This is a genomic window from Variovorax sp. GW821-FHT10C12, from assembly GCF_059415405.1.
Genome location: NZ_JBWKNE010000009.1, coordinates 125,947 through 148,274, shown reverse-complemented (window position 1 = coordinate 148,274; position 22,328 = coordinate 125,947). Strand labels below are relative to the sequence as shown.

Genomic DNA, 22,328 nt, shown 5'->3' with positions numbered 1-22,328 from the left:
CTTCCGTTACGAGGCCGTCTCGAGCCAGTGCGTGATCCGCCCGTTGTGCATCACGCCGATGCGGTCGGCCATCGCATGCGCCTCGGCCTCGTTGTGTGTGACCAGGATCGCGGTCTGGCCGGCCTTCTTGAGGATGCCGCGCACCTCGGCGGTCAGGCGCTCGCGCGTGCCGCCGTCGAGGTTGGAGAACGGTTCGTCCAGCAGCAGCAGGGCCGGCGAGGGCGCCAGCGCGCGGGCCAGCGCGATGCGCTGCTGCTGGCCGCCCGACAGTTCGTGCGGGTAGCGCTCGCCGGCCTCGGCCAGGCCGACCAGCGCGAGCATCTCGGCCACGCGTGCCTGCTGCGCCGCGCGGCCCAGCCGGCGCAGACCGAAGGCCACGTTCCTGGCGGCCGACAGGTGCGGGAACAGCGCGTACTCCTGGAACATCATGCCCACGCGCCGCTGCTCGGGCGGCAGGTGCTTCTGGGGCGACGACAGCAGCGTCTCGCCGAGGCGGATGGTGCCGTCGCGCACGGGCTCGAAGCCGGCGATGGCGCGCAGCACCGTGGTCTTGCCGCAGCCCGAGGGGCCGAACAGGCAGGCGATCTCGCCCGCGGGCAGGTCCAGCGAGAAGCCGTCGACCACCGTGTGCGGGCCGCGCGGCGTGTCGTAGGCGAGCTGGAGCGAGTCGAGATGAAGCGGGGAACTCATGCGGGGTCCGTGTCGGGTGGCGTCACCGCCGGTGTCGTGCCGAGCTGGTTGCGCGCCAGCAGCACCACTGGCAGCAGGCCGGCGACCACGATGGCCAGCGCGGCGATCGCGCCTTCCTCGTAGGTGCCGCGTGCGGCCTCGGCGTAGAGCCAGGTGGCGAGGGTGTCGAAGTTGGCCGGGCGCAGCAGCAGCGTGGCCGGCAGCTCTTTCATGGCGTCGACGAAGACCAGCAGCGCACCCGCCGCGATGGCGGGCTGCAGCAGCGGAAGGTGCACGCGGCGCAGCGTGCCGCCGGTGGTTTCGCCGAGCAGGCGCGAGGCCTGCTCGATGGCTGGCGGAATGCGCGCCAGCCCGGCCTCGATGCCGCCCACGGGCATCGCAAGGAAACGGATCGCGCAGGCCATGACCAGCACGATGCCTGCGCCCATCAGCGGCAGGCCCTGCCAGCCCATCGCGCCGGCCAGCGCCGCGTCGAAGGCCAAGGCCGGCGTCAGCAGGCCGATGGCGAGCACCGTGCCCGGCACCGCGTAGCCCAGCGTGGCCGCGCGCGCCTGCCAGCGTGCGCGGTTGGGGCTAGTGCCCTGGCTGCGCGAGGCCCAGGCCACGACCAGCCCCGCCGCCACGGCCACCACCGTCACGCCGGCCGCCAGCGCCAGCGTGTTGCCCAGGCTGGCCACGAGGCCCTGCGAAATGCCGCCGCCCTGGTGCAGCCGCTTGCCGCTTTCCCAGACCAGGTACAGCGCGGGCGCGACAAAGCCGATCAGCACCGGCAGCGCCGCCGTCGCGGTCGCCGCCCAAGCCGCGCCGCCGTGCAGGCGCCGGGGCTGCACCGCGCGCATGCGCTGCGCGGAGCCGAAGCGCTGGTGCTGGCGGCCGTTGCGTTCGAGCCAGACCAGCGCCACCACCACGAACAGCATCGCGCAGGCGATCTGCGCGGCGCCGGCCAGGTCGGAGCGCGTGATCCAGGTGGTGTAGACCGCCACCGTGAGCGTGTTCACGCCGAGGAATTCGGAGGCGCCGATGTCGTTGAGCGTCTCGAGCAGCGCCAGGCTCAGGCCCACGGCCAGTGCCGGCCGTGCGAGCGGCAGCGCCACGCGAAAGAAGGCGCCGCGCCGGTTCTCGCCCAGCGTGCGCGCCGCTTCCAGCAGGTGCGCCGGCTGGGTCATGAACATCGCGCGCGCCGTCATGTAGACGTACGGATAGAGCACGAAGCCCAGCACGAAGATCGCGCCCGGCATCGAGCGCAGGTCGGGCAGGCGGAACTGGCGCGGGCTGTCGAAGCCCAGCATCCAGCGGATCGCGCCCTGCACGGGGCCGATCGGGTGCAGCAGGTCGAGGTAGGCGAAGGCGACGATGTAGGTCGGCATCGCCAGCGGCAGCAGCAGCGCCCAGTTGAGCACGCCGCGGCCGGGAAAGTCATGCGCCGTGACCAGCCAGGCGCAGCCGGTGCCGATCACGAGGACGAGGGTGCCGACGCCCGCGAGCAGCAGCGCCGTGTTGAGCGCCGCCTGCGGCAGCACGTGCGCGAACAGCGGCCCCCAGTGGCCGACGCCCGAGCCGAACGCGAGCCAGGCCAGCGTGAGCACCGGCGCGAGCACGCCGAGCGCGATCAGGAATGACGCGCAGCGCCATGCCGGGCCCGCGGCGCGCAGGCCCGGCGGCTGGCGCCGCGCCATCAGCATTCAGTCGCCGGCACGGTGTGCCCGGCCATGCAGGTCACTGGTCGAAGCCGACCTTGTCGACGAGGGCGCTGGCCTGCTTGCGGTACTTGGCAATCTCGGTCAGCGGCAGCGGATCGACCTTCAGCTCGCCGATGGCCTGGCCGATGATCGGGTCGAGGGCCACGCCCTTGCGCACCGGGTACTCGTAGTTGGCGTCGGCGTACAGCGCCTGGGCCGGTTCCGACACCAGGAACTCGAGCAGCTTGACCGCGTTGGCACGCTGCGGCGCGTTCTTGGCCACGGCTGCGCCGCTGATGTTCACGTGCGTGCCGCCGCTCTTGGCGTTGGCGAAGGTCGGGCGGATCACCTTGATGGCGTCGCCCCACTTGCGCGCGTCGGTGCCTTCCTTGGCGCTCTTCATCTGGCCGACGTAGTACGAGTTGGCCACGCCGATGTCGCAGATGCCGCCGAGGATGTCGCGCGCCACGTCGCGGTCGCCGCCGGTGGCCTTGCGCGCCAGGTTGCCCTTGACGCCGCGCAGCCATTGCTCGGCCTTGGCCTCGCCGTCGTGCGCGATCATCGCGGCCACCAGGGCCGTGTTGTAGGGGTGCTGGCCGGCGCGGATGCAGACCTTGCCCTTGTACTTCGGGTTGGCCAGGTCTTCGTAGCGGAAGCTGGTCAGCGGCTGGTTCTTGTCGGCGTACAGCACGCGCGCGCGCAGCGAGAGCGCGAACCACTGGCCGTCGGCGCCGCGCAGGTTGGCCGGAATGGCCGACTCGAGCGCGGCCGACTTCACCGGCTGCGTCACGCCGCCTTCGACGAGGTCGACGAGGTTGCCGATGTCCACCGTCATCAGCACGTCGGCCGGCGAACGCGCGCCTTCGGCCTTCACACGCTCCAGCAGGCCGTCCTTCACGAACACCGTGTTGACCTTGATCTTGCTCTGCGCGCTGAACGCCGAAATCAGCGGCTGGATCAGCGCCGGCTCGCGCGTCGTGTAGAGCGTGAGCTCGTCATTGGCGGCGTGCGCGGGCAGGGCGGTGAGGGCGAGCCAGGCGGCGGAAACGCCGAGGAGGGCGTGCGCCACGCGGCCCTGGGGGCCGGAACGGTCGGTCATGAAGGATCCTCCAGGTGCGGTGAGGTGTTCTAGGAAAGGCATCGGCGACGGCGGGTGCGTCGCTGATGCGAACAATTATCACTGACAGGGAGGGGTGGGTTTTCCTTTGGCTTACGGGTTGAGGGTTTACTGTGGAGCGCTCGGATGAGGGCTCCAGGCCGTCAAGATGAAGCGCTCCGCAAGGACTTGGCAGCCAGTAGCGCGACCACGCGACTGTCATTCCGTCACGCCCGTTGAAACGGAATGACGTCCCAAGAAGCAAGGGCAGGCGCGGGGCTCTTTCCTATGCCGTCAGCGCCACCACCTCCGCGTCAGTGAGCTTCTGCGGCTGGTAGCGCAGTGCGCGCACATGAAAGAAGGGCTGGTTGCCCCCGTAGCAGAGATTCCCGATCCCGAGGAAGGCAAAGGGTGAGACTGCCGCCAACGCAACCTTCCTCAGCGTTTGACCGTTGCACCCGAAACGAATTCCGTCGACGCCGTAGCTGATCGACGCTTTCACCGTGCCGCCCTCCGGCGTGCCAGCAAGGTTGGCTGTCGAGGTGCTGGGCCCGACGACACCGTTGGTCACCGAAACGGCGTGTGCGGTGCCGGTAGGGTTGAAGCCGATGCCAAGACGGTTCGAGGACGTGGCTCCGATCTCCACCAGGGTCCGAGACTCCGCGGGCCCCATGAGCGGGCGCCCGAACTCCATGAAGATCGTGCCCTCGGCTGCATTGCACCAGCCTTTGCTCGTATCGACACGGACGTTGTCGCCTGCGCGCGTCGTGGCAGCTGAGGTCGCGGTGTCTGCTTGGCGGGTTGCGGCGACCGAGGTTGCCGCGTCAGCGAGACGGGTCACCGGGGCCGTCGTGGTCGGAACGTAGCTTGACGCGAACGAGGCCTGTTCGAGCTGGTATCCGGTGACCTTGAAGGTCCGCGCACTGTTGGCGGCGTACTTGTAGATTCCGGCGCCACCGGCGGGTGCTGTGCCAGTTGTCGCCCAGCCAGAGACCTTGTAGACACCATTGCCGACGTGCACTACCGATGTGGCTCCTGTTCCAACAGCACCGTTGGCGATCACCATCGCCAAATCCGCACCTGCCCCCAGACCGAGAACTGGCGGAAGGCCATCGTCCATTTTCACAAAGGCTGAAACCACGTAAGTCGTCGACGCGGCAAGGGTGGCCGCCTTGACCGCGTAGTTGTATGGGCCGGTCGGTGCTTGGAATGCAAGCCCGGTAGTGAATCCGAGCCAATCTACAGTCGTGGCCGTCACACCATTGCGGGTTGGCGCATCCGAAACACCGTTGCGGAACTCGCTTTCGGTGAACAGGTTCGCCCCCTCCGCCTCCTGCATCAGCCAAGGCGCAATGGTCGGGTCGGCGGGGTTGTAGGTCATCCGCGCTGCGCCGGCCACAGCGGTCTTCATTGCGCCGGTCGAATCGAAGTAGGTCCCGATGGAAGCACGTCCGGTAAAGGTCTCGACGCTCGGAACGTAGCTTGTAGCAAAGGCACCCGTTTCAAGCTGGGCGCCCCAGATTTGAAATGCACCGTGGTCGGTGCCGTCACCGACATGAAATGGGTAGATGGCAAGCGTATCGCCGACGGTGATCCCCGTAGACTGGGTGAATGCGCAGCGGAACCATCCGCCGCCCACCGACCGCATTTCCCACCCATTGCCCGAGATAGAAGGACTGCCACCATGAAGCGTGGCATAGCCGAAAGTGAACTGCGCCGCTGTGGTCGTATTGCGCAGCTGTAGCGACACTGGAGCGTTCCTCGATACGTTCTTCAGATAGACGGAGAACGTCATCACCGTCGATGTAGCAGCCGCCGACTGGCCCAATGATCCGGTAGGTGTTCCGGAGACCTCGACGGCTCGCAATGTCCCGTCGGGGGCCAACTTGCCGGTCGCACGTGAGACTGCGCCGGCAAAGAACCATGGAACCAAATGCATGTCACTGCTCTTGAGCAGGATGTTGGTGCGCTGCTCTTCCACCATCAGCACAGGCGGCAACGCCAGATTCGACGGCTCGTAGCCGTTGCGCGCAACGCCTGCGGCCGCATAGCGCAGGATGCCCTTGGCGTCGTAGTAGCTGCCGATGGAGGCCCGTGCCGTGACCCCGTCCCAACTGGGGATGTAGGAGCTGGCGAACGCACCCACTTCGAGCTGCGCACCCCAGATGTAGATGCCGGCGACGCCGTCGCCGGGACCGGTGCCGGCAGCCGCTGCGCCGGGGTAGACCGCCGCGGTCAGCGCCGCGGATGCGTCCGTCGTGAAGACGATCTCGACCCTGCGCCACCCACCGCCGACATCGACGATCCGTTTCGACACTTCTGTAAAGACAGAGATGGTGAAGAGAGAGATGGTCAAGGCCGACAGGTCGAAGGCGAAGCTGATTCTTTCGCCTGTTGTCGCGCCGGAAGCAAAGGACCATCCATTCGAGGAGCCTGCGGCCTTCGCATAGAAAGAAAAGGTGTAGGTGATTGCGGCCGCCGCTTTGGCAGTCGTCTGCGACGCGCGGCCCACGGATGCGATCCCGCCGTTGAGCAAGGTCAGCTTGCAGGCATCCCAACGTCCGTTCGGCGCCTGGGCTGCGCCAGGCACGGCGGTGACGCTCGTCTTCGCCCAGGCCGCGTTTTCAAATCGCGACGAAAACGCCAATTGGTTGATTCGCGCGTTTTCAATGAGCAGCCCCTTCGCCACCTTCGTGATCGGATCGAAGTCGAAGCGCGGCGTGGCACAGGGCTCGATGAAGCCTTGGGCGTTGACGCGAGAGCCGTTCGTGCCGCCCGCATAGGTGAACAGCTCGGCAAAAGTCTTTTCGGTAAGTGTCGTTGTCATCTGGTTGGGTCCTCTGCGGGCTGCCTCGCGCGAACGCAGGCGGTGCCTTCGGGTTCGGCGGCGGAGGGTTCCGCCGCCGGCCAGCCCATGGCGGCCATGGCAGTCTTTTCCTTGGTTGGCGATGACGACTTTCTCGCCGAACGCCCCAACGAAAAAGGCCGACATATGTCGGCCTTCAGAGGAGGGCGGGGCGCCCTGCAGATCAGCGAAGACGGGGGCTTCGCCTCACCGCCCCGCCGGCACCTCGAACACCAGGCACGTCGTCGTCGCATGCGCATACAGCGTGCCGTCCGCCCCGACCAGCCGTGCCTCTGCCGTGGCGAGCTGCTTGCCGCAGTGGATCACCTTGCCCTCGGCGCGCACGCGCTGCACCTTCGGCGTGAGGCCCTTGACGTAGTTCACGCTGAGTTCGGCTGTCGTGTACGCGCGACCGGGCGGCATCATGGTGTGGACCGAGCAGCCCAGCGCCGAGTCGAGCATCGTGGCGACCCAGCCGCCGTGAATGGTGCCCAGCGGGTTCAGGTGCTGGGGCAGCGGCGTGCCCTGGAAGATGGCGATGCCCCGGCTGACCGAGACGATGGTGAAGTCCAGCGTCTTGGCGATGGCGGCGTAGGGAATCTCGCCGTTGAGCATGGCCTGCATGACCTCCAGGCCGGTCTTGCCGGCGACCTGCTCGGGGCGCGCGAGCCCGGGGCCGGGGCCGTTCTCGAGGCGCTCGGCGATCTGCCGTTCTTCGGCGATCCATGCGTCGAGCAGATGGGAGGGGGTGTCGGTGAAAGCTTGCTGCGTCATGCCTGTGTTCCTGCTGGGGGCTTTGCGGGGAGGGGTTGATTGCATATGCAATAGTTGCACATACAATAATACCCCATGGACACACCCACCCAACCCCGCGGCTGCACCAGCTTCAAGACGCGCCAGCTGATGCGCCGCCTGACGCAGCACTACGACGCCGAGGTGTCGCGCAGCGGCCTCAAGACCACGCAGTACTCGCTGCTGTCGCACCTCAAGCGCCTGGGCCCGATGCGCCCGGTCGACCTGGCGGGCGAACTGAAGATGACCGCCTCCACGCTGAGCCGCAACCTGCAGCCGCTGATCACCGCGGGCTGGGTGGCGCAAGTGGCGGGCGCCGATGCGCGCAGCCGGCTGGTGTCGCTCACCGATGCCGGCGATGCCAAGTGGCGCGAGGCGCAACAGCACTGGAAGACGGCACAGCAGAAGCTGAATGCGCTGCTCGGCGTGGAGCGCGTGCTCGCGCTACATACGCTCATCGACGAATCGCTCGCGCTGCTGGGCACGGGCGAGCCGGTCGACGTGCAGGACTGACGCTCTTCCCGCCACCCCCAACAACGAACACGTTCCGCGCCCCTGAAGCCGCGCGGCCGGATTCCCTGTCTCTTCGTTTCTCCCCCGACCCATTCCAACAGTTCCAGAGGTCCCATGTTCGCCACCCACGTCTCCGCATGGCTGCAGCGCCGCGGCATCCACTACGGCTGGATCGTCGCCGCCGTCACCTTCCTGACCATGCTCACCATGTCGGCCGCGCTCGGCCTGCCGGGCGCGATGATGAAGCCGCTCGGCGAGGAGTTCGGCTGGAGCACCGAGCAGATCTCGTCCGCGCTCGCGCTGCGCTTTGCGCTGTTCGGCCTCATGGGCCCGTTCGCCGCGGTGCTGATGGAGCGCTACGGCCTGCGCGCGGTGATGTGCGCCGGCCTCACGCTGGTCGGGCTGGGCATGGCGCTGGTCACCACGGCCTCGCAGCTGTGGCAGCTGTTCGTGCTGTGGAGCCTGATGCTCGGCCTGGGCACCGGCATGACGGCGCTGGTGCTGGGCGCCGTGGTGGCCAACCGCTGGTTCGTCGCGCGGCGCGGCCTGGTCGTGGGCATGCTCACGGCCAGCGCGGCCACCGGCCAGCTGGCCTTCCTGCCGCTGGCGGCCTGGATGATCGAGCACTGGGGCTGGCGCTCGGCCATCGTGCCGATCGTGGTCGGCAGCGTGGTGATCGCGCTGCTCGCGCTGTGCCTGGTGCGCAACCGGCCATCGGACATCGGCCTGCTGCCCTACGGTGAAGCGCCCGGCACGCAGCCGGCGCCGGCGCCCGCCTTCACGATGAACTTCGCCACGCCGTTTCGCGTGCTGCGCGAGGTGGCGACCAACCGCACCTTCCTGATCTTGGCCGGCACCTTCTTCATCTGCGGCCTGAGCACCAACGGCCTGGTGCAGACGCACTTCATCTCGCTGTGCGGCGACTACGGCATGAGCGCCGTGCCCGCCGCCTCGGTGCTCGCGATGATGGGCGCCTTCGACTTCGTCGGCACCATCCTGTCGGGTTGGCTCTCCGACCGCTACGACAACCGCAAGCTGCTCTTCTGGTACTACGGCCTGCGCGGGCTGTCGCTGTTCTGGCTGCCGCATTCCGAATTCACGATCTACGGCCTGGGCCTGTTCGCGATGTTCTACGGCCTGGACTGGATCGCCACGGTGCCGCCGACCGTCAAGCTCGCGGGCGCCGCCTTCGGGCCCGCGAAGGTCGGGCTGGTGTTCGGCTGGATCTTCGCGGCCCACCAGCTGGGCGCGGCCACCGCGGCCTACGGCGCCGGCTTTGCGCGCACGCTGCTGCTGACCTACACGCCCGCGCTGTACACGGCCGGCGCGGCCTGCCTGCTCGCGGCGCTGATCGTGATGGCGATCCGCCGTCCCGCCAAGACCGCCGCTGCACCGGCCGCGGCCACCACCAACGCCGCCGCGCGCGCCTGACCGCCGGAGACCCGCATGACCACCACGCAACAAGCGAACGGCGACCTCGACCCGCGCACGCGCCGCCTGCTCGAGGCGCCCATCATCCCCACGCTGCTGCGGCTGGCCGCGCCCAATGTGCTCGTGATGCTGGCGCAGGCCTCCGTCGGGCTCATCGAGACCTACTTCGTCGGCAAGCTCGGCACCGATGCGCTCGCCGGTATGGCGCTGGTGTTCCCCATCGTCATGCTGATGCAGATGACCTCCAGCGGCGCGATGGGCGGCGGCATCGCCTCGTCGATCGCGCGTGCGCTGGGCGCGCGGCGCCGGGGCGACGCCGATGCGCTGGTGTGGCATGCGGTGGTCATCGCGATCGGCTTCGGCCTGTGCTTCACGCTCGCGCTGCTGCTGGGCGGGCGCTGGCTCTACGGCGTGATGGGCGGCACCGGCGCCGCGCTGGAAGCTGCGCTCACGTACTCGAACTGGGTGTTCGCGGGCGCGGTGCTGGTGTGGCTCTTCAACTCGCTGTCCGCCATCATCCGCGGCACCGGCAACATGGCGGTGCCGGCCAACGTGACGGTGGTGGGCGTGGTGTTCCTCATTCCCGCGTCGCCGCTGTTGATCTTCGGCATCGGGCCGTGGGGCGGCATGGGCATCGCGGGCGGCGCGCTGGCGCTGCTGCTGTACTACCTGCTGGGCTCGCTCGCGCTCATCGCCTACCTGCGCTCGCCGCGCAGCCTGCTGCGGCCCACGCTGGCGGCGTTCCAGATGCGCTGGCCGCTGTTCCGCGACATCCTGCGCATCGGGCTGGTGGGCACGGTGTCGACGGTGGCGACCAACCTGTCGATCGGCATCGCCACCGCGCTCACCGGCCATTTCGGCGCAGGCGCGCTGGCCGGCTACGGCACCGCGTCGCGGCTCGAGTACCTGCTGGTGCCGCTGGTGTTCGGCCTGGGCGCGCCGCTGGTCGCGATGGTCGGCACCTGCATGGGCGCAGGGCTGCGCGAGCGTGCGCTGCGTGCCACCTGGGCTGGCGCGGCGCTGGCCTTCGGCATGGCCGAGGTCATCGGGTTGGCTGCGGCGCTGTTCCCGCGCCCGTGGCTGATGCTGTTCGGCCACGACCCCGTGATGCTCGAGACCGGCGCACACTACCTGCGCGTGGTGGGGCCGCTGTACGGTTTCTTCGGTGTCGGGCTGGTGCTGTACTTCGCCTCGCAGGGTGCGGGCCGGCTGCTGTGGCCGGTGCTCGGCAACATCGCGCGGCTCGCCGTGGCGGGCACGGGCGGCTGGCTGGCGCTGCGCTGGGGCGGCGGGCTCACCGGCGTGTTCGCGGCGCAGGGCGTGGCGCTGGTGGTGTATGGCATCGTCATCGCCTCGGCCATCGCGGGCGGTGCGTGGTTCGGCCGTGTCGGCTGGCCGCGCACGACGCAGGGTTTGCTGCGCCGCGTGGCGCAGGCCTGAAGCGCTCGCTTTTTCTTTTCAACGAAAGGCTCGTCATGCAGATCAAGGATTCCGTCGTCTTCATCACTGGTGCCAACCGGGGGCTCGGCCTGGCGTTCGCCAAGGCGGCGCTCGCGGCCGGCGCGCGCAAGGTCTACGGGGCCGCGCGCGACCCCAAGAGCATCACGCTCGCGGGCGTCGTGCCCGTGGCGCTCGATGTGACGCAGCCCGCGCAGATTGAAGCTGCCGTGCGTGCCTGCGGCGACGTGACGCTGCTGGTCAACAACGCGGGCATCTCGCGCGGATCGAGCTTCCTGGGATCGCCCGACGCAGTGGCCGCGGCGCGCGCCGAGTTCGAGACCAACTTCTTCGGCCCCTGGGCGCTCACGCAGGCCTTTGCGCCGGTGCTCGCGTCGAACGGCGGGGGTGCGGTCCTCAACGTGCTGTCGGCCCTGGCCTGGACGACGTTCCCCGGCGTGGCGACCTACAGCGCCACCAAGTCGGCGGCCTGGTCGCTGAGCAACGGCTTGCGCAACGAACTGGCGGGGCAGGGCACGCAGGTCACGAGCCTGCACGTGGCGCTCATGGACACCGACATGGCGGCGCGCATGCCCGGCCCCAAGACCTCGCCCGACGACGCGGCGCGACAGGCACTGGCGGGCGTGGAAGCGGGGCTGCCCGAGGTGCTGGCCGATGAGGTCACGCGCCAGCTCAAGCAGAGCCTGTCGACCGAGCGGCCCGCGTATGCGAGCCCGCCGGTCTGAAGTGCGTCAATAGCGGTAGGGGTTGTTCGGGCGGCGGTCGTAACGGTTGGGCACACCGTCGCCGTCGTTGTCCCGGCGGCCGTGGCGGCGGTCGTCCCAGCCGCGGCGGCCATGGTCGTAGTACCCGTGGCGACGCGGACCTTCGTAGTAGCGCGGGTGGTAGTGGCGCGGGGGCGGCGGCGGGGCGTAGTAGTGATGGCGCGGCGGCGGCGCGGGCGTCACGTACACCTGGGCCTGGATGAACGGGCCGCCGGCCTGGGCATGGGCCGGCGCGGTGAGGGCGGCCAGCGACAGCAGGGCGGCAGCACCGAAGGCGAATGTCAGCTTTTTCATGGCGACTCCTGGGGAGTGATTGCGATGCCTCATCGTCGCGCCATTATGTGAAGTTCTTGTAAGCCGCAAGCGAAATCGCATGAAGAGCTGTAAGCCGCTGCGCGCACGCCTTTTCAGCGTTGCGGTGCCGGCAGCATGCGCCGCAGCGCCTCGAAGAACAGGTCGGACTGTTCCCGCTCGCCCTGGATCTGCGCCGCCACGTGCGCGGCCAGCTGGGCATCGACGGGCACCAGCGGGCGCCCGGTCGATTGCGCGATCACCTGGTGCAGGCAGGCGCGCTCCAGGTAGTACAGGTCGTCGTAGGCATGGGCGATGGTGCCGCCCGCCACGATCACGCCGTGGTTCGCGAGAAAGGCCACGTCCTTGCCCGCCATGGCGCGCGCGATGCGCTCGCCCTCGGCGTCGTCCAGTGCCAGGCCGTTGTACTCGGCGTCGATGGCGATGCGGTTCATGTAGCGCATGGCGTTCTGGCTGGCGGTCGGGTCGAGCGCGCGGTCGACCGTGAGCGTGAGCGCCGTCGCGTAGGGCATGTGGCAATGCAGCACCACGGCGTGGCCCGTGAGGCGGTGCACCGCGCCGTGGATGAAGAGGGCGGTGGGTTCCACGCGGTGGCGGCCCGCGAGCACTTCGCCGTGCACGTCGATCAGCACGATGTCGTCCGGGCCGATCTCGCTCCAGTGCAACCCGCGCGGGTTGATGAGGTAGCGGTCCTGTGCGCCCGGCAGCAACACGCTGAAATGGTTGCACACACCTTCGGACAGCCCGTGGTGGGCCGCGGCGCGCAATGCGAGCGCGAGGTCTTCGCGCAACTGGCGCACGGCGGGGCTGGCGTATTCGGAATCGGCGGACATCGCGGGGGTCTCCTTCTTTCTTGTGGTGGATGGGTCTTGTCGGATCAGGCGCGGACCAGCCCGGCCCAGGCGGCCACGAAGCGCTGCGCGTCCTCGCGCACGGCGGCGGCGGTCTTGCCGGGCTTGTAGAGCGACGAGCCGATGCCGAAGCCGGCCGCGCCAGCCGCGCGCCATGCGCCCATGTTGTCGGGCGCGATGCCGCCCACGGGCATCACGGGCGTGCCGGCGGGCAGCACCGCGAGCAGGGCCTTGACCACGGCGGGCGAGGCCAGCTCGGCCGGGAACAGCTTGAGGCCCGTGGCGCCGGCCGCGAGCGCGCCGAAGGCTTCGGTCGGCGTCATCACGCCGGGCAGGCAGGCCATGCCCAGGCGCGCGGCCTCGGCGATGACGTCGGCGTTGAAGTTGGGCGACACGATCAGCTCGCCGCCGGCCGCATGCACTTCGCGCACCTGCTTTGCTTCAAGCACGGTGCCCGCGCCGACCAGCGCGGTGGGAAAGCGCTGGCGCATGAGCGCGATGCTCTCCAGCGGCTGCGGCGAATTGAGCGGCACTTCGAGCAGCCGGAAGCCGGGCTCGACGATGGCATCGCCCACGTCGGCGGCTTCGGCGGGCGAGAGGCCGCGCAGGATGGCCACGAGCGGCAGGGCCTGCATCGCGGCGTTGAATTTGTCGAGGGGCGTGGTCATGGGGCGGGTGTCCTGTCGGTGTCGAGAAAGCCGGACAGCGTGTGCAGTCCGGCCCAGGTGGCTTCGGCGCCGAGCGTGCGCGTGGCGACGCCGGTGGCGCGCAGGGCCAGGGTGTAGCGTTGGGTGAGGGTGGAGGAGCCAATGAGCACGACCTCGCCGACGGCCTGCACGGACTGCGTGCGCAGTTCTTCGCCGATGAGCAGGCCCGAGAGGTAGCTCGACAGTTCTTCCTTGGGCATGCGCTCGAACAGCGCGAGCGTGCGGGTGCCGAAGGCGTTGTGCAGCAGGCCATGGCCGTTCTCGGAGCGCGTCACGCCTTCGAGGAACGCGGCTTCGTCGAGCGGCGCGGCGGCGTCGAGCGTGCGCCCCAGGATCGAGTGCTGGCTCAGCAGGGCGTAGAACTCGCCCGTCATGTAGGTGCGAAAGCCGGCGACGCGGCCTTTCTTGACCGTCGCCCATTTGTTGTGGGTGCCGGGCAGCACGAAGACGCCGTCGTCCAGGCCGGTGATCGTCATCGCGCCGAGGATCTGCACCTCTTCGCCGCGCATCACATCGGGCACGCCGGCGTGCTCGTCGCTGAGGCCGGGCACGATGGCGATGCGCGCGCCGGGGAGGGCGTCGATGTCGATGATCTTGCGGCCCACTTCCACGCGGCCGGCGGGGCAGGGGCAGTAGGGCGCTTCGACCCAGCCCTGCTTGCTGCCGGCCATGCCGGAGATCAGGCAGCGCGTGTCTTCCAGGCGCATCCAGTCGCCGAACAGCGACTCGAACACGGCAGGGAAGCCGCCCTCGGGCACGGTGAGGATGCCGCGGGCGTCGCTGCGCTCTTCGATGACCTGTCCGCTCGGGTCGAGCAATGCACCGCGTAGCGAGCTTGTGCCCCAGTCGATGGCGATGAGTCGTGTCATGTCTGTCGTCTTTGAGAGGTTGTTTCGGGGCGCGTGCCCAGGCCACCGGGTACCTCCCTCCGCGAATGTCCCCCGGCCTGCGGGCTTCCGCCCCTCCCCCTTGGTTTCGCTGCGGGAAGCACCCAGTGCCCTGATCACGAGAGGCGCGGTCGCCGTGCGGGCCGATCCACCCGCGATCACGTCCCGAAGCCCGACCTCAGTGATTGTCGCGCGGCACAAAGGCCCCACGACGACCACGCAGAAAGTCCAGGTCCGCTCCCTGGTCAGCCTGCAGCACCGTGTCGACGTACAGCTTCCAGTACCCCGAGTCGAGCGGTGCCTTGGGCGCGACCCACTTCGCGCGGCGCTTCGCCAGTTCTTCATCGCTCACATGCAGGTGCAGCTTGCGGTTCGGCACGTCGAGCTCGACGATGTCGCCGTCCTGTACCAATGCCAGCGGGCCGCCTGCAGCCGCTTCAGGCGCGGTATGCAGAACGACCGTGCCGTAGGCGGTGCCGCTCATGCGCGCGTCGCTGATGCGGACCATGTCGGTGATGCCCTTGCGCAGCACCTTCGGCGGCAGCGGCATGTTGCCGGCCTCGGCCATGCCGGGGTAGCCCTTGGGGCCGCAGTTCTTGAGCACCATGATGCAGTGCTCGTCGATGTCCAGGTTCTCGTCGTCGATGCGCTTGTGCAGGTCGTCGGCGCTTTCGAACACCACCGCGCGGCCCTTGTGCACCAGCAGCTCGGGCGTGGCCGCGCTGGGCTTGATGATGGCGCCGTTGGGTGCGAGGTTGCCGCGCAGCACGCAGATGCCGGCCTTGTCCTTGAAGGGCTCGGCCTGGGTGCGGATGACCTGCGGGTTGTAGTTCTCGGCGTCCTTCACGTTCTCCCACACGCTCTGGCCCGTGACGGTGAGGATGTCCTTGTGCAGGTGGTCGGCGATTTCCTTGATGACCACCGGCAGGCCGCCCGCGTAGCAGAAGTCTTCCATCAGGAACTGGCCCGACGGCTGCAGGTTCACGAGGCAGGGCAGGTCGGCGGCGAGGCGGTCGAAATCGTCGAGCGTGAGCTCGACACCGATGCGGCCCGCAATGGCCAGCAGGTGGATCACGAAGTTGGTCGAACCGCCGATGGCCGCGTTGACCTTGATCGCGTTCTCGATCGCCTGGCGCGTGAGGATCTTCGACATGTTCATGTCTTCATGCACCATGTCGACGATGCGCCGGCCTGCCTGCCGCGCCAGCACATTGCGGCGGCCGTCGACGGCAGGGTAGGCCGCGTTGCCCGGCAGGCCGATGCCCAGCGACTCGACCATGCTGGCCATGGTGCTCGCGGTACCCATCGTCATGCAGTGGCCGTGGCTGCGGTGCATGCAGCTCTCGGCCTCGAAGAAGTCTTGCAGCTTGAGCGTGCCGGCGCGCACCTGCTCGCTCATCTGCCACACGCCGGTGCCCGAGCCCAGTTCCTGCCCGCGCCACTTGCCCGAGAGCATCGGGCCGCCCGAGACACCGATGGTCGGCAGGTCGACGCTGGCCGCGCCCATCATCAGCGCGGGCGTGGTCTTGTCGCAGCCCATGAGCAGCACCACGCCATCGAGCGGGTTGCCGCGAATGCTCTCTTCGACGTCCATGCTCGCGAGGTTGCGGTACAGCATGGCGGTGGGGCGCAGGAGCGTCTCGCCGAGCGACATCACGGGGAACTCGAGCGGGAAGCCGCCCGCCTCGTACACGCCGATCTTCACCTGCTCGGCGAGCGTGCGGAAGTGCGAGTTGCAGGGCGTGAGTTCGCTGAAGGTGTTGCAGATGCCGATGACCGGGCGACCGTCGAACTGGTCGTGCGGCACGCCCTTGCCTTTCATCCAGCTGCGGTAGATGAAGCCGTCGCGGTCGTTGCGGCCGAACCATTGCTGGCTGCGCAACTCACCTGATTTTTTCTTGGGAATCGTGCTCATGGGGTTTGTCTCCAACTGCTGATTTTGTGGCGGCAGACCTCAGGGTTTGTCCTGCCGAAATGCAATTTCAATCATCATATGATAAGCGTGGAGAGCCTGCCAGAGCCTGAATTTTTGGAACGGCGGGATACCGAAATTCACATCGCACATGATCAAGAACATCCATGGCCGCACCCTCGAACTGCTCGGCGAAGCCGTGGTGGCGGGGCGCTATGCGATCGGTGCGTCGATCCCCGCGGAGCCGCTGCTCGGCGAAGAACTGGGCGTGAGCCGCACGGTGGTGCGCGAGGCCATCAAGTCGCTCGCGGCCAAGGGCCTGGTCTCCACCGGGCCGAAGGTCGGCACGCGCGTGCTGCCGCAGGACAAGTGGAACTGGTTCGACCCCGACGTCATCACCTGGCAGTCGCGCGCGGGCCTCACGCCCGAGTTCCTGCGCGACCTGCAGGACCTGCGCCGCGTGGTGGAGCCGGCGGCCGTGCGCCTTGCGGCTGAACGCGCGGGACCGAAAGACATCGAGGAAATCGAGCGTGCCTACGCGGGCATGAAGGACGCCGTCGAGAACGGCGGCGACTACGTCACCTTCGACCTGCGCTTTCACACCGGCCTGCTCAGTGCCGCGCGCAACCGCATGCTGGCGCAGATGAGCAAGGCGCTCAGCGCGCTGCTGCGCACCAGCTTCGAAATATCGACCGCCAAGCCCGACGGCCCGGCGCTCTCGCTGCCGCTGCACCGCGCGGTGCTGGACGCGGTCATCGCGCACGATCCGGCCAAGGCCGAGCGCGCGGTGATCCGGCTCATCGACGGTGCGCGGCAAGACATCGAGGACGTGCTCGGCTCGCGCCGCCGCCTGCCGCGGCTGAGCCGGCCGCCACCCCGGCTCAAGGCCAGCTAGACGGCGCGTGGTGACGGGCAGGGTGCCCGTCGGCGGCGCAGGCCCCGTTTCGCATCTGAGGTTCTTTCACCCACGCTCGCGTTCCGAGCATTTCCCACCCGAGAAGAAGGAGACAGACACCATGAAACTCGTCAAGTCGCTCATCGCGCCTACGCTGGTCGCGCTGGGGTTGTTGGCGTCGGCCAGCCCGGCCGCCGCGCAGGAAAAGCTCACCGTCTGGTGGGTCAAGGGCTTCTACAAGGCGGAAGACGATGCGCTCTTCGCGGCCATCAAGAAGTTCGAGGAGAAGAACAAGAACGTGAAGATCGAGCTGTCGCAGTACCCGGTGCAGGACATGATCCCCAAGACCGTGTCCGCGCTCGACTCCGGCAGCCCGCCCGATGTGGCGTACGCCGACGTGTACGACTTCCAGGTCACCGGCAAGTGGGCCTTCGACGGCAAGCTCGAAGACATCGGCAGCGTGCTCACGCCCATGAAGGACCGCTTCGCGCCCAACACCATCGAGACCACGAACCTCTACAACAACCAGACCAAGACCAAGGCGTATTACGCCTTCCCGATCAAGCAGCAGACGATGCACATCGAGTACTGGCTCGACATGCTCGCCGAAGCCGGCTTCAAGGAAAGCGACATTCCCACCACCTGGAACGACTACTGGTCGTTCTGGTGCGAGAAGGTGCAGCCCGCCAGCCGCAAGGCCAGCGGCAAGCGCAACTTCGGCATCGGCATGCCGATGGGCGTGGATTCGAGCGACGCTTTCTATTCGTTCCTGACCTTCATGGACGCCTACAACGTGAAGCTGGTGGACGACAGCGGCAAGCTGCTGGTCGACGACCCGAAGGTGCGCGCCGGCCTCATCAGCGCCATGACCGACTACACCAAGCCCTACCTCACGGGCTGCACGCCGCCGTCGTCGACAAGCTGGAAGGACCCGGACAACAACGTCGCGTTCCACAACAAGACGACCGTGATGACGCACAACGCGACCATCTCGCTGCCGGCCAAGTGGCTCGACGATTCGAACAACGCCACGCTCACGCCCGAGCAGCGTGAAGAAGCCCGCAAGAACTACACCGAGCGCATCCGCACGGCCGGCTTCCCGAGCAAGCCCGACGGCGGCAAGATGGTCTACCGCACGGCGGTGAAGACCGGCGTGGTGTTCAAGGACGCCAAGAACAAGGCGCGCGCCAAGGAGTTCGTGGCCTTCCTGCTGCAGGAAGAAAACCTCACGCCGTACGTCGAGGGCTCGCTGGGCCGCTGGTTCCCGGTCACCAAGGCCGGGCAGGCCAGCCCCTTCTGGCAGGCCGATTCGCATCGCAAGTCGGTGTTCAACCAGTACGCCGCCGGCACCGTGACCTTCGAGTTCACCAAGAACTACCGCTTCACCGTGATCAACAACGAGAACGTCTGGGCCAAGGCGATGAGCCGCGTCGTCACCGACAAGGTGCCGGTGGACAAGGCGGTCGACGAGATGATCGCGCGCATCAAGACGGTGGCGGCGCAGTAAGCCAGCGGCACGCGGCACCATCTTCACCAACGGGGGCAATCGCATGAGCACCACCACCACCGCGCCAGGCCCGGCGCCTGTTGCCAACCTTGGAGCGCGGCATGCGCGCTGGCAGTTCTGGGGCGCGGTGATGGTCGTGCCTTACCTGCTGGTGTTCGTGGTGTTCGTGCTCTACCCGGTGGGCTACGGGCTGTGGCTCGCGCGCCATCCGCAAAGCTACGTGAAGCTGGTCGAAGACCCGATCTTCTTCCGCTCGGTGATCAACACGGCCATCTTCCTGGTCGTGGCGATCAACCTGAAGATGCTCGTGGCCCTGGTGCTCTCGGGCTTCTTCGTCACCTCGCGCTGGTGGATCAAGATCGTCTCGGCGATCTTCATCCTGCCGTGGGCGATGCCGTCGATTCCGACCATCCTGTCGTTCCGCTTCATGCTCAACCCCGAGTGGGGCGTGATCAACACCACCATCTTTCGCCTCACGGGCGCCGATGGTCCCAACTGGCTCAACGACCCGACGCTGGCGCTCGGCTTCGCGATGCTGGTCCATATCTGGAAGTCGCTGCCGTTCTGGACGCTGATCCTCGTGGCGGGGCGGCTGGCCATTCCCACCGAACAGTACGAGGCCGCGTCGGTGGACGGCGCCTCGTCGTGGCAGAAGTTCCGCTTCGTGAGCTGGCCCGCGCTCAAGACGCTCTACGTCACGTCGCTCATCCTTTCGATGATCTGGACACTGGGCGATTTCAACAGCGTGTATCTGCTCACCGGCGGCGGCCCTGCCGACCTGACGCACGTGCTGGCCACGCTGGGCATCCGCTACCTGCGGCTCGACCAGGTCGATTTGTCGATGGCCTCCATCGTCGTCGCCATGCCCTTGGTGCTCCCGCTCGTGTACTTCATGATGAAGAGGCTCTCGAAATGAAACGCTGGACCCCCAAGGCCATAGCGACCGAGGCCAAGCTGCTGCTCATCGGCCTTCCGGTGCTGCTGTGGACGCTGATTCCGGTCTATCACATGGCGTTGTTCGCCTTCTCGTCCAAGGACTCGGCCACCTCCGGCCACCTGTGGCCGACCAAGCCCACGCTGGCCAACTTCAGCACGGTGTTTCACCAGAAGCATTTCTATCTCGACCACTTCTGGGTGCAACTGGGCAACTCGCTGGTCATCGCGCTATCGGTGGGCGCCATCACGCTGTTCGTGGCCACCACGGCCGCGTTTGCCATCAGCCGGCTGCGCGTGCGCGGCGGGCGCACGGTGATGAACCTGGCGCTGTTCACCTACTTCATTCCCGCGGCCTTCCTCGCGGTGCCCATGTACAAGACCATGGGCAACTACGGCCTGCTCAACAGCCAATGGGCGCTGATTCTGGCGATGGTGACCATCGCGTCGCCGTACTGCATCTGGGTGCTCAAGCAGGCGTCGGACAAGCTGCCCTACGAGCTCGACGAGGCCGCGCGCATGGACGGCGCCTCGCCGCTGCAGCTGTTTCGCCTCGTGTACCTGCCGCTGATGGTGCCTTCGCTGGTGGCCGTGGGCACGTACTCGCTGCTGCTGGCGTGGAACGAATACCTCTACGCCTTCCTGCTGCTGTCGAACGACAAGAGCGTGACGCTGGCGGTGGCGTTGGGCAACTTCCTCTCGGCCGACGATTCGCCGTGGGAGCTGCTGATGGCCACGGGCCTCATCTACGCGCTGCCGCCTGCGGCCATCTACTACACCTTCAAGCGCTACATGGTCGGCGGTCTGACGGCTGGCGCAGTCAAGAGCTGAACGATTTCAGGGACAAAACATGGCCTCCGTATCCTTTCGCAATATCCAGAAATCCTTCGGCAAGACCCAGATCATCAAGGGCCTGGGCTTCGACATCACCGACGGTGAATTCGTCGTGCTGGTCGGGCCCTCGGGCTGCGGCAAGTCGACCCTGCTGCGCATGCTCGCCGGCCTGGAAGACATCAGCGGCGGCGAGATCATGATCGACGGCCGCGTGGTCAACGACCTCGAGTCGAAGGACCGCGACATCGCGATGGTGTTCCAGAGCTACGCGCTGTACCCGCACATGACGGTGGGCGAGAACATGGGCTTCAGCCTGCGCCTGCGCAACGCCGAGAAGTCGGTGACCGACGAACGCGTGGCGCGCGCCGCGAAGATCCTGAACCTCGACGCATTGCTCGGGCGCTACCCGCGCGAGCTCTCGGGCGGCCAGCGCCAGCGCGTGGCGATGGGCCGCGCCATCGTGCGCGACCCGAAGGTGTTCCTGTTCGATGAACCACTGTCGAACCTCGACGCCAAGCTGCGCGTGGCGATGCGCGCCGAGATCAAGGCGCTGCACCAGCGCCTGAAGACCACCACCGTCTACGTGACGCACGACCAGATCGAGGCCATGACCATGGCCGACCGCATCGTGGTGATGCACGACGGCATCGTCGAGCAGATCGGCACGCCGCTCGATCTGTACGACCGGCCCGACAACCTGTTCGTGGCGCAGTTCATCGGCTCGCCGTCGATGAACGTGATCGAGGGCACGGTGCGCCGCGTGGGCGGCGAATGCCATGTCGAGGCGCAGGGCGCGCGCTGGCCCGTGCCGGCCGGCACGTCGGCGCCCGACGGCCAGCCGGTGCACTACGGCGTGCGCCCCGGCGACATCACGCTCGGCGGCGGCGCGAACAGCGTGGCTGCCAAGGTGATCGTGGTCGAGCCCACGGGCGCCGAGACCGAACTGCTGGTGCAGGTGGGCGAGTCGAAGCTGGTGCTCGCGGTGCATGGCCGCGTCGATGCCCGGCCCGACGAGACGGTGCAGCTCGCCATCGACGCCGGGAACGTGCACCTGTTCGACCGCGAGACCGGCCGGCGCATGGGGTGATTCAGTCGGTGCGCAGGCGCAGCAGCGCGCGCACGAAGCCGTGGTCCGAGCGCGAGCGGTCGCGCCCTTCGTGCAGGTGGTCGTTGAAGTAGTCGACGCGGCGCACGTCGCCCAGGCTGTGGCGGCTGCTGGCGACGAACTCCTCGCTCACGAGGATCTGGTCGAGCACATCCGGGAAGCCCTGGTGGATGTGCGAATAGGCCACGTCCTTCTTGAGCGCCGACTCGCCCTGCATCTCGTAGGCGTTGAACAGCGCCACGTCGCGCGCGGCCTTGTCGTAGGCCACTTCGGAGGTGGCGGCCACCAGCTGCGTGGTCACGCTGTGCGGGTTGTCGTTGAAGTCGCCCATCACCACCAGCGGCACGTTGGTGCCCTGCAGCAGGTCGATCACGATGCAGCGCAGGGCCGCAGCTTCTGCACCGCGCATCAGCAGCGAGCGCAACGAGGCCATGGCGCCGATCTTGCGGTCGTCGCGGTCTTCCAGGTGGTTGCCCTGCGCGTCCTGCAGGAACTTGGGGCGCTTGGACTTCAGGTGCACCGTCAGCACATGCACCAGCTGGCCGTGCTTCATGCGCACGGTGACCAGCAGGGGCGGGCGCTCGAAGCGCGTGTGCGCACCGATGCCCGGCACCTCGACGCCGAAGCCCGGGGGAAAGTCGACAAAGGACTGCACGCTGTCCACCTGCAGCCGTGTGACGATGCCGACGCGCGGCGTGCCCTGTGCGCCCGGCCGCCCGGGCGTGCCCGGCGGGCTGCCGGGCGGCGGCGAGTTCTCGGCGCCCGGCACCGAGACGAAGTCGTAGCGCAGGCCGCTGCGCCCGATGGCGGCCTTCAGCGCGGCCTCGTCCCACACCTCCTGCACCGCGAGCACGTCGGCGTTGAGCGCATGGATGCGCTCGCCGATCCAGTCGATCTTGCGTTCGTATTCGCGCTCGTTGTAGGCGTCCTGGTTCTCGTAGTACACGCGGTTGGGGTTCGCGAGGTTGAGCAGGTTGCAGGTGGCGACGAAGAGCGTGGCGTAGTTGGGCGGGATGTATGGCATGGAAACGCGATTGTGTCCCGGGTTAGGATTTCAAGCTGAGGTGCGCCCGCCATGTCGTCCATGTCATTCGATGGCGAGGCTGGCCGCAAGAAA

20 protein-coding genes are annotated in these 22,328 nt (G+C 67.9%); 9 read left to right on the top strand and 11 right to left on the bottom strand.

Features of this window, described 5'->3' with window-relative positions:
* Positions 1-6: 6 nt before the first annotated feature.
* The 5 genes from AC07OH_RS27985 to AC07OH_RS27965 form a co-directional block, all read right to left on the bottom strand.
* On the bottom strand, positions 7-690 hold the full coding sequence (locus AC07OH_RS27985) for an ABC transporter ATP-binding protein (RefSeq protein ID WP_495302875.1): 684 nt from the start codon (positions 688-690) through the stop codon (positions 7-9).
* Positions 687-2,372 carry an ABC transporter permease gene (locus AC07OH_RS27980; protein ID WP_495302874.1) on the bottom strand — a complete coding sequence of 562 codons (1,686 nt, stop codon included), beginning with the start codon at positions 2,370-2,372 and terminating at the stop codon, positions 687-689. Before AC07OH_RS27980 ends, AC07OH_RS27985 begins: the two co-directional genes overlap by 4 nt.
* A 34-nt stretch (positions 2,373-2,406) precedes the next feature.
* On the bottom strand, positions 2,407-3,468 hold the full coding sequence (locus AC07OH_RS27975; RefSeq protein ID WP_495302873.1) for a Fe(3+) ABC transporter substrate-binding protein: 1,062 nt from the start codon (positions 3,466-3,468) through the stop codon (positions 2,407-2,409).
* Positions 3,469-3,751: 283 nt separating this feature from the next.
* Complete coding sequence (locus tag AC07OH_RS27970; protein WP_495302872.1) at positions 3,752-6,457, bottom strand: phage head spike fiber domain-containing protein; 2,706 nt, start codon at positions 6,455-6,457, stop codon at positions 3,752-3,754.
* A 60-nt stretch (positions 6,458-6,517) separates the two neighbouring features.
* On the bottom strand, positions 6,518-7,084 hold the full coding sequence (locus AC07OH_RS27965; protein WP_369629653.1) for a PaaI family thioesterase: 567 nt from the start codon (positions 7,082-7,084) through the stop codon (positions 6,518-6,520).
* Positions 7,085-7,159: 75 nt separating this feature from the next.
* Between AC07OH_RS27965 and AC07OH_RS27960 the strand changes: the two genes are divergently transcribed.
* From AC07OH_RS27960 to AC07OH_RS27945, 4 genes are all read left to right on the top strand, one after another.
* Positions 7,160-7,615 carry a MarR family winged helix-turn-helix transcriptional regulator gene (locus AC07OH_RS27960; protein WP_489058186.1) on the top strand — a complete coding sequence of 152 codons (456 nt, stop codon included), beginning with the start codon at positions 7,160-7,162 and terminating at the stop codon, positions 7,613-7,615.
* A gap of 114 nt (positions 7,616-7,729) precedes the next feature.
* Positions 7,730-9,046: an MFS transporter gene (locus AC07OH_RS27955; RefSeq protein ID WP_495302871.1), complete on the top strand. Its 1,317-nt coding sequence runs from the start codon at positions 7,730-7,732 to the stop codon at positions 9,044-9,046.
* 15 nt (positions 9,047-9,061) lie between these two features.
* Positions 9,062-10,486 (top strand): MATE family efflux transporter, encoded by a 1,425-nt coding sequence (locus tag AC07OH_RS27950; RefSeq protein WP_070062482.1) that lies wholly within the window; start codon positions 9,062-9,064, stop codon positions 10,484-10,486.
* A 35-nt stretch (positions 10,487-10,521) separates the two neighbouring features.
* Complete coding sequence (locus AC07OH_RS27945; RefSeq protein WP_099791483.1) at positions 10,522-11,229, top strand: SDR family oxidoreductase; 708 nt, start codon at positions 10,522-10,524, stop codon at positions 11,227-11,229.
* A gap of 6 nt (positions 11,230-11,235) precedes the next feature.
* Here the strand turns inward: AC07OH_RS27945 and AC07OH_RS27940 are convergent, their stop codons facing one another.
* The 5 genes from AC07OH_RS27940 to AC07OH_RS27920 form a co-directional block, all read right to left on the bottom strand.
* Positions 11,236-11,562, bottom strand: coding sequence for a hypothetical protein (locus AC07OH_RS27940; RefSeq protein WP_495302870.1), 327 nt, complete (start codon positions 11,560-11,562; stop codon positions 11,236-11,238).
* A gap of 113 nt (positions 11,563-11,675) precedes the next feature.
* Positions 11,676-12,413, bottom strand: a complete 738-nt coding sequence (locus tag AC07OH_RS27935) for an aldolase (RefSeq protein ID WP_495302869.1) — start codon at positions 12,411-12,413, stop codon at positions 11,676-11,678.
* Positions 12,414-12,457: 44 nt separating this feature from the next.
* Positions 12,458-13,099, bottom strand: coding sequence for a 2-dehydro-3-deoxy-6-phosphogalactonate aldolase (locus AC07OH_RS27930; protein ID WP_495302868.1), 642 nt, complete (start codon positions 13,097-13,099; stop codon positions 12,458-12,460).
* Complete coding sequence (locus AC07OH_RS27925) at positions 13,096-14,007, bottom strand: 2-dehydro-3-deoxygalactonokinase (RefSeq protein ID WP_495302867.1); 912 nt, start codon at positions 14,005-14,007, stop codon at positions 13,096-13,098. The genes AC07OH_RS27930 and AC07OH_RS27925 overlap by 4 nt, the downstream gene beginning before the upstream one ends.
* A 196-nt stretch (positions 14,008-14,203) precedes the next feature.
* Positions 14,204-15,940: an IlvD/Edd family dehydratase gene (locus tag AC07OH_RS27920; RefSeq protein ID WP_495302866.1), complete on the bottom strand. Its 1,737-nt coding sequence runs from the start codon at positions 15,938-15,940 to the stop codon at positions 14,204-14,206.
* Positions 15,941-16,088: 148 nt separating this feature from the next.
* On the opposite strand from AC07OH_RS27920, the gene AC07OH_RS27915 reads away from it, so the two are divergent.
* The 5 genes from AC07OH_RS27915 (at position 16,089) to AC07OH_RS27895 (ending at position 21,193) form a co-directional block, all read left to right on the top strand.
* On the top strand, positions 16,089-16,832 hold the full coding sequence (locus AC07OH_RS27915) for a FadR/GntR family transcriptional regulator (RefSeq protein ID WP_489058195.1): 744 nt from the start codon (positions 16,089-16,091) through the stop codon (positions 16,830-16,832).
* A 121-nt stretch (positions 16,833-16,953) separates the two neighbouring features.
* Positions 16,954-18,339, top strand: a complete 1,386-nt coding sequence (locus AC07OH_RS27910) for an ABC transporter substrate-binding protein (RefSeq protein WP_492680605.1) — start codon at positions 16,954-16,956, stop codon at positions 18,337-18,339.
* Between the two features lie 43 nt (positions 18,340-18,382).
* Positions 18,383-19,255, top strand: coding sequence for a carbohydrate ABC transporter permease (locus tag AC07OH_RS27905; protein WP_489058199.1), 873 nt, complete (start codon positions 18,383-18,385; stop codon positions 19,253-19,255).
* Entirely contained in the window at positions 19,252-20,103 is an 852-nt protein-coding gene (locus AC07OH_RS27900) for a carbohydrate ABC transporter permease (RefSeq protein WP_489058200.1), read from the top strand. Before AC07OH_RS27905 ends, AC07OH_RS27900 begins: the two co-directional genes overlap by 4 nt.
* 19 nt (positions 20,104-20,122) lie before the next feature.
* Positions 20,123-21,193 (top strand): ABC transporter ATP-binding protein, encoded by a 1,071-nt coding sequence (locus tag AC07OH_RS27895; protein ID WP_495302865.1) that lies wholly within the window; start codon positions 20,123-20,125, stop codon positions 21,191-21,193.
* Between the two features lies 1 nt (position 21,194).
* Here the strand turns inward: AC07OH_RS27895 and AC07OH_RS27890 are convergent, their stop codons facing one another.
* Complete coding sequence (locus AC07OH_RS27890) at positions 21,195-22,235, bottom strand: endonuclease/exonuclease/phosphatase family protein (RefSeq protein ID WP_495302864.1); 1,041 nt, start codon at positions 22,233-22,235, stop codon at positions 21,195-21,197.
* Between the last annotated feature and the right edge of the window lie 93 nt (positions 22,236-22,328).

Excerpts from the sequence above, each read along its gene's own strand:
- AC07OH_RS27985 (WP_495302875.1), bottom strand. The coding sequence starts at position 690 with ATGAGTTCCCCGCTTCATCTCGACTCGCTCCAGCTCGCCTACGACACG.
- AC07OH_RS27980 (WP_495302874.1), bottom strand. The coding sequence starts at position 2,372 with ATGCTGATGGCGCGGCGCCAGCCGCCGGGCCTGCGCGCCGCGGGCCCG.
- AC07OH_RS27975 (WP_495302873.1), bottom strand. The coding sequence starts at position 3,468 with ATGACCGACCGTTCCGGCCCCCAGGGCCGCGTGGCGCACGCCCTCCTC.
- AC07OH_RS27970 (WP_495302872.1), bottom strand. The coding sequence starts at position 6,457 with ATGTCGGCCTTTTTCGTTGGGGCGTTCGGCGAGAAAGTCGTCATCGCC.
- AC07OH_RS27965 (WP_369629653.1), bottom strand. The coding sequence starts at position 7,084 with ATGACGCAGCAAGCTTTCACCGACACCCCCTCCCATCTGCTCGACGCA.
- AC07OH_RS27960 (WP_489058186.1), top strand. The coding sequence starts at position 7,160 with ATGGACACACCCACCCAACCCCGCGGCTGCACCAGCTTCAAGACGCGC.
- AC07OH_RS27955 (WP_495302871.1), top strand. The coding sequence starts at position 7,730 with ATGTTCGCCACCCACGTCTCCGCATGGCTGCAGCGCCGCGGCATCCAC.
- AC07OH_RS27950 (WP_070062482.1), top strand. The coding sequence starts at position 9,062 with ATGACCACCACGCAACAAGCGAACGGCGACCTCGACCCGCGCACGCGC.
- AC07OH_RS27945 (WP_099791483.1), top strand. The coding sequence starts at position 10,522 with ATGCAGATCAAGGATTCCGTCGTCTTCATCACTGGTGCCAACCGGGGG.
- AC07OH_RS27940 (WP_495302870.1), bottom strand. The coding sequence starts at position 11,562 with ATGAAAAAGCTGACATTCGCCTTCGGTGCTGCCGCCCTGCTGTCGCTG.
- AC07OH_RS27935 (WP_495302869.1), bottom strand. The coding sequence starts at position 12,413 with ATGTCCGCCGATTCCGAATACGCCAGCCCCGCCGTGCGCCAGTTGCGC.
- AC07OH_RS27930 (WP_495302868.1), bottom strand. The coding sequence starts at position 13,099 with ATGACCACGCCCCTCGACAAATTCAACGCCGCGATGCAGGCCCTGCCG.
- AC07OH_RS27925 (WP_495302867.1), bottom strand. The coding sequence starts at position 14,007 with ATGACACGACTCATCGCCATCGACTGGGGCACAAGCTCGCTACGCGGT.
- AC07OH_RS27920 (WP_495302866.1), bottom strand. The coding sequence starts at position 15,940 with ATGAGCACGATTCCCAAGAAAAAATCAGGTGAGTTGCGCAGCCAGCAA.
- AC07OH_RS27915 (WP_489058195.1), top strand. The coding sequence starts at position 16,089 with ATGATCAAGAACATCCATGGCCGCACCCTCGAACTGCTCGGCGAAGCC.
- AC07OH_RS27910 (WP_492680605.1), top strand. The coding sequence starts at position 16,954 with ATGAAACTCGTCAAGTCGCTCATCGCGCCTACGCTGGTCGCGCTGGGG.
- AC07OH_RS27905 (WP_489058199.1), top strand. The coding sequence starts at position 18,383 with ATGAGCACCACCACCACCGCGCCAGGCCCGGCGCCTGTTGCCAACCTT.
- AC07OH_RS27900 (WP_489058200.1), top strand. The coding sequence starts at position 19,252 with ATGAAACGCTGGACCCCCAAGGCCATAGCGACCGAGGCCAAGCTGCTG.
- AC07OH_RS27895 (WP_495302865.1), top strand. The coding sequence starts at position 20,123 with ATGGCCTCCGTATCCTTTCGCAATATCCAGAAATCCTTCGGCAAGACC.
- AC07OH_RS27890 (WP_495302864.1), bottom strand. The coding sequence starts at position 22,235 with ATGCCATACATCCCGCCCAACTACGCCACGCTCTTCGTCGCCACCTGC.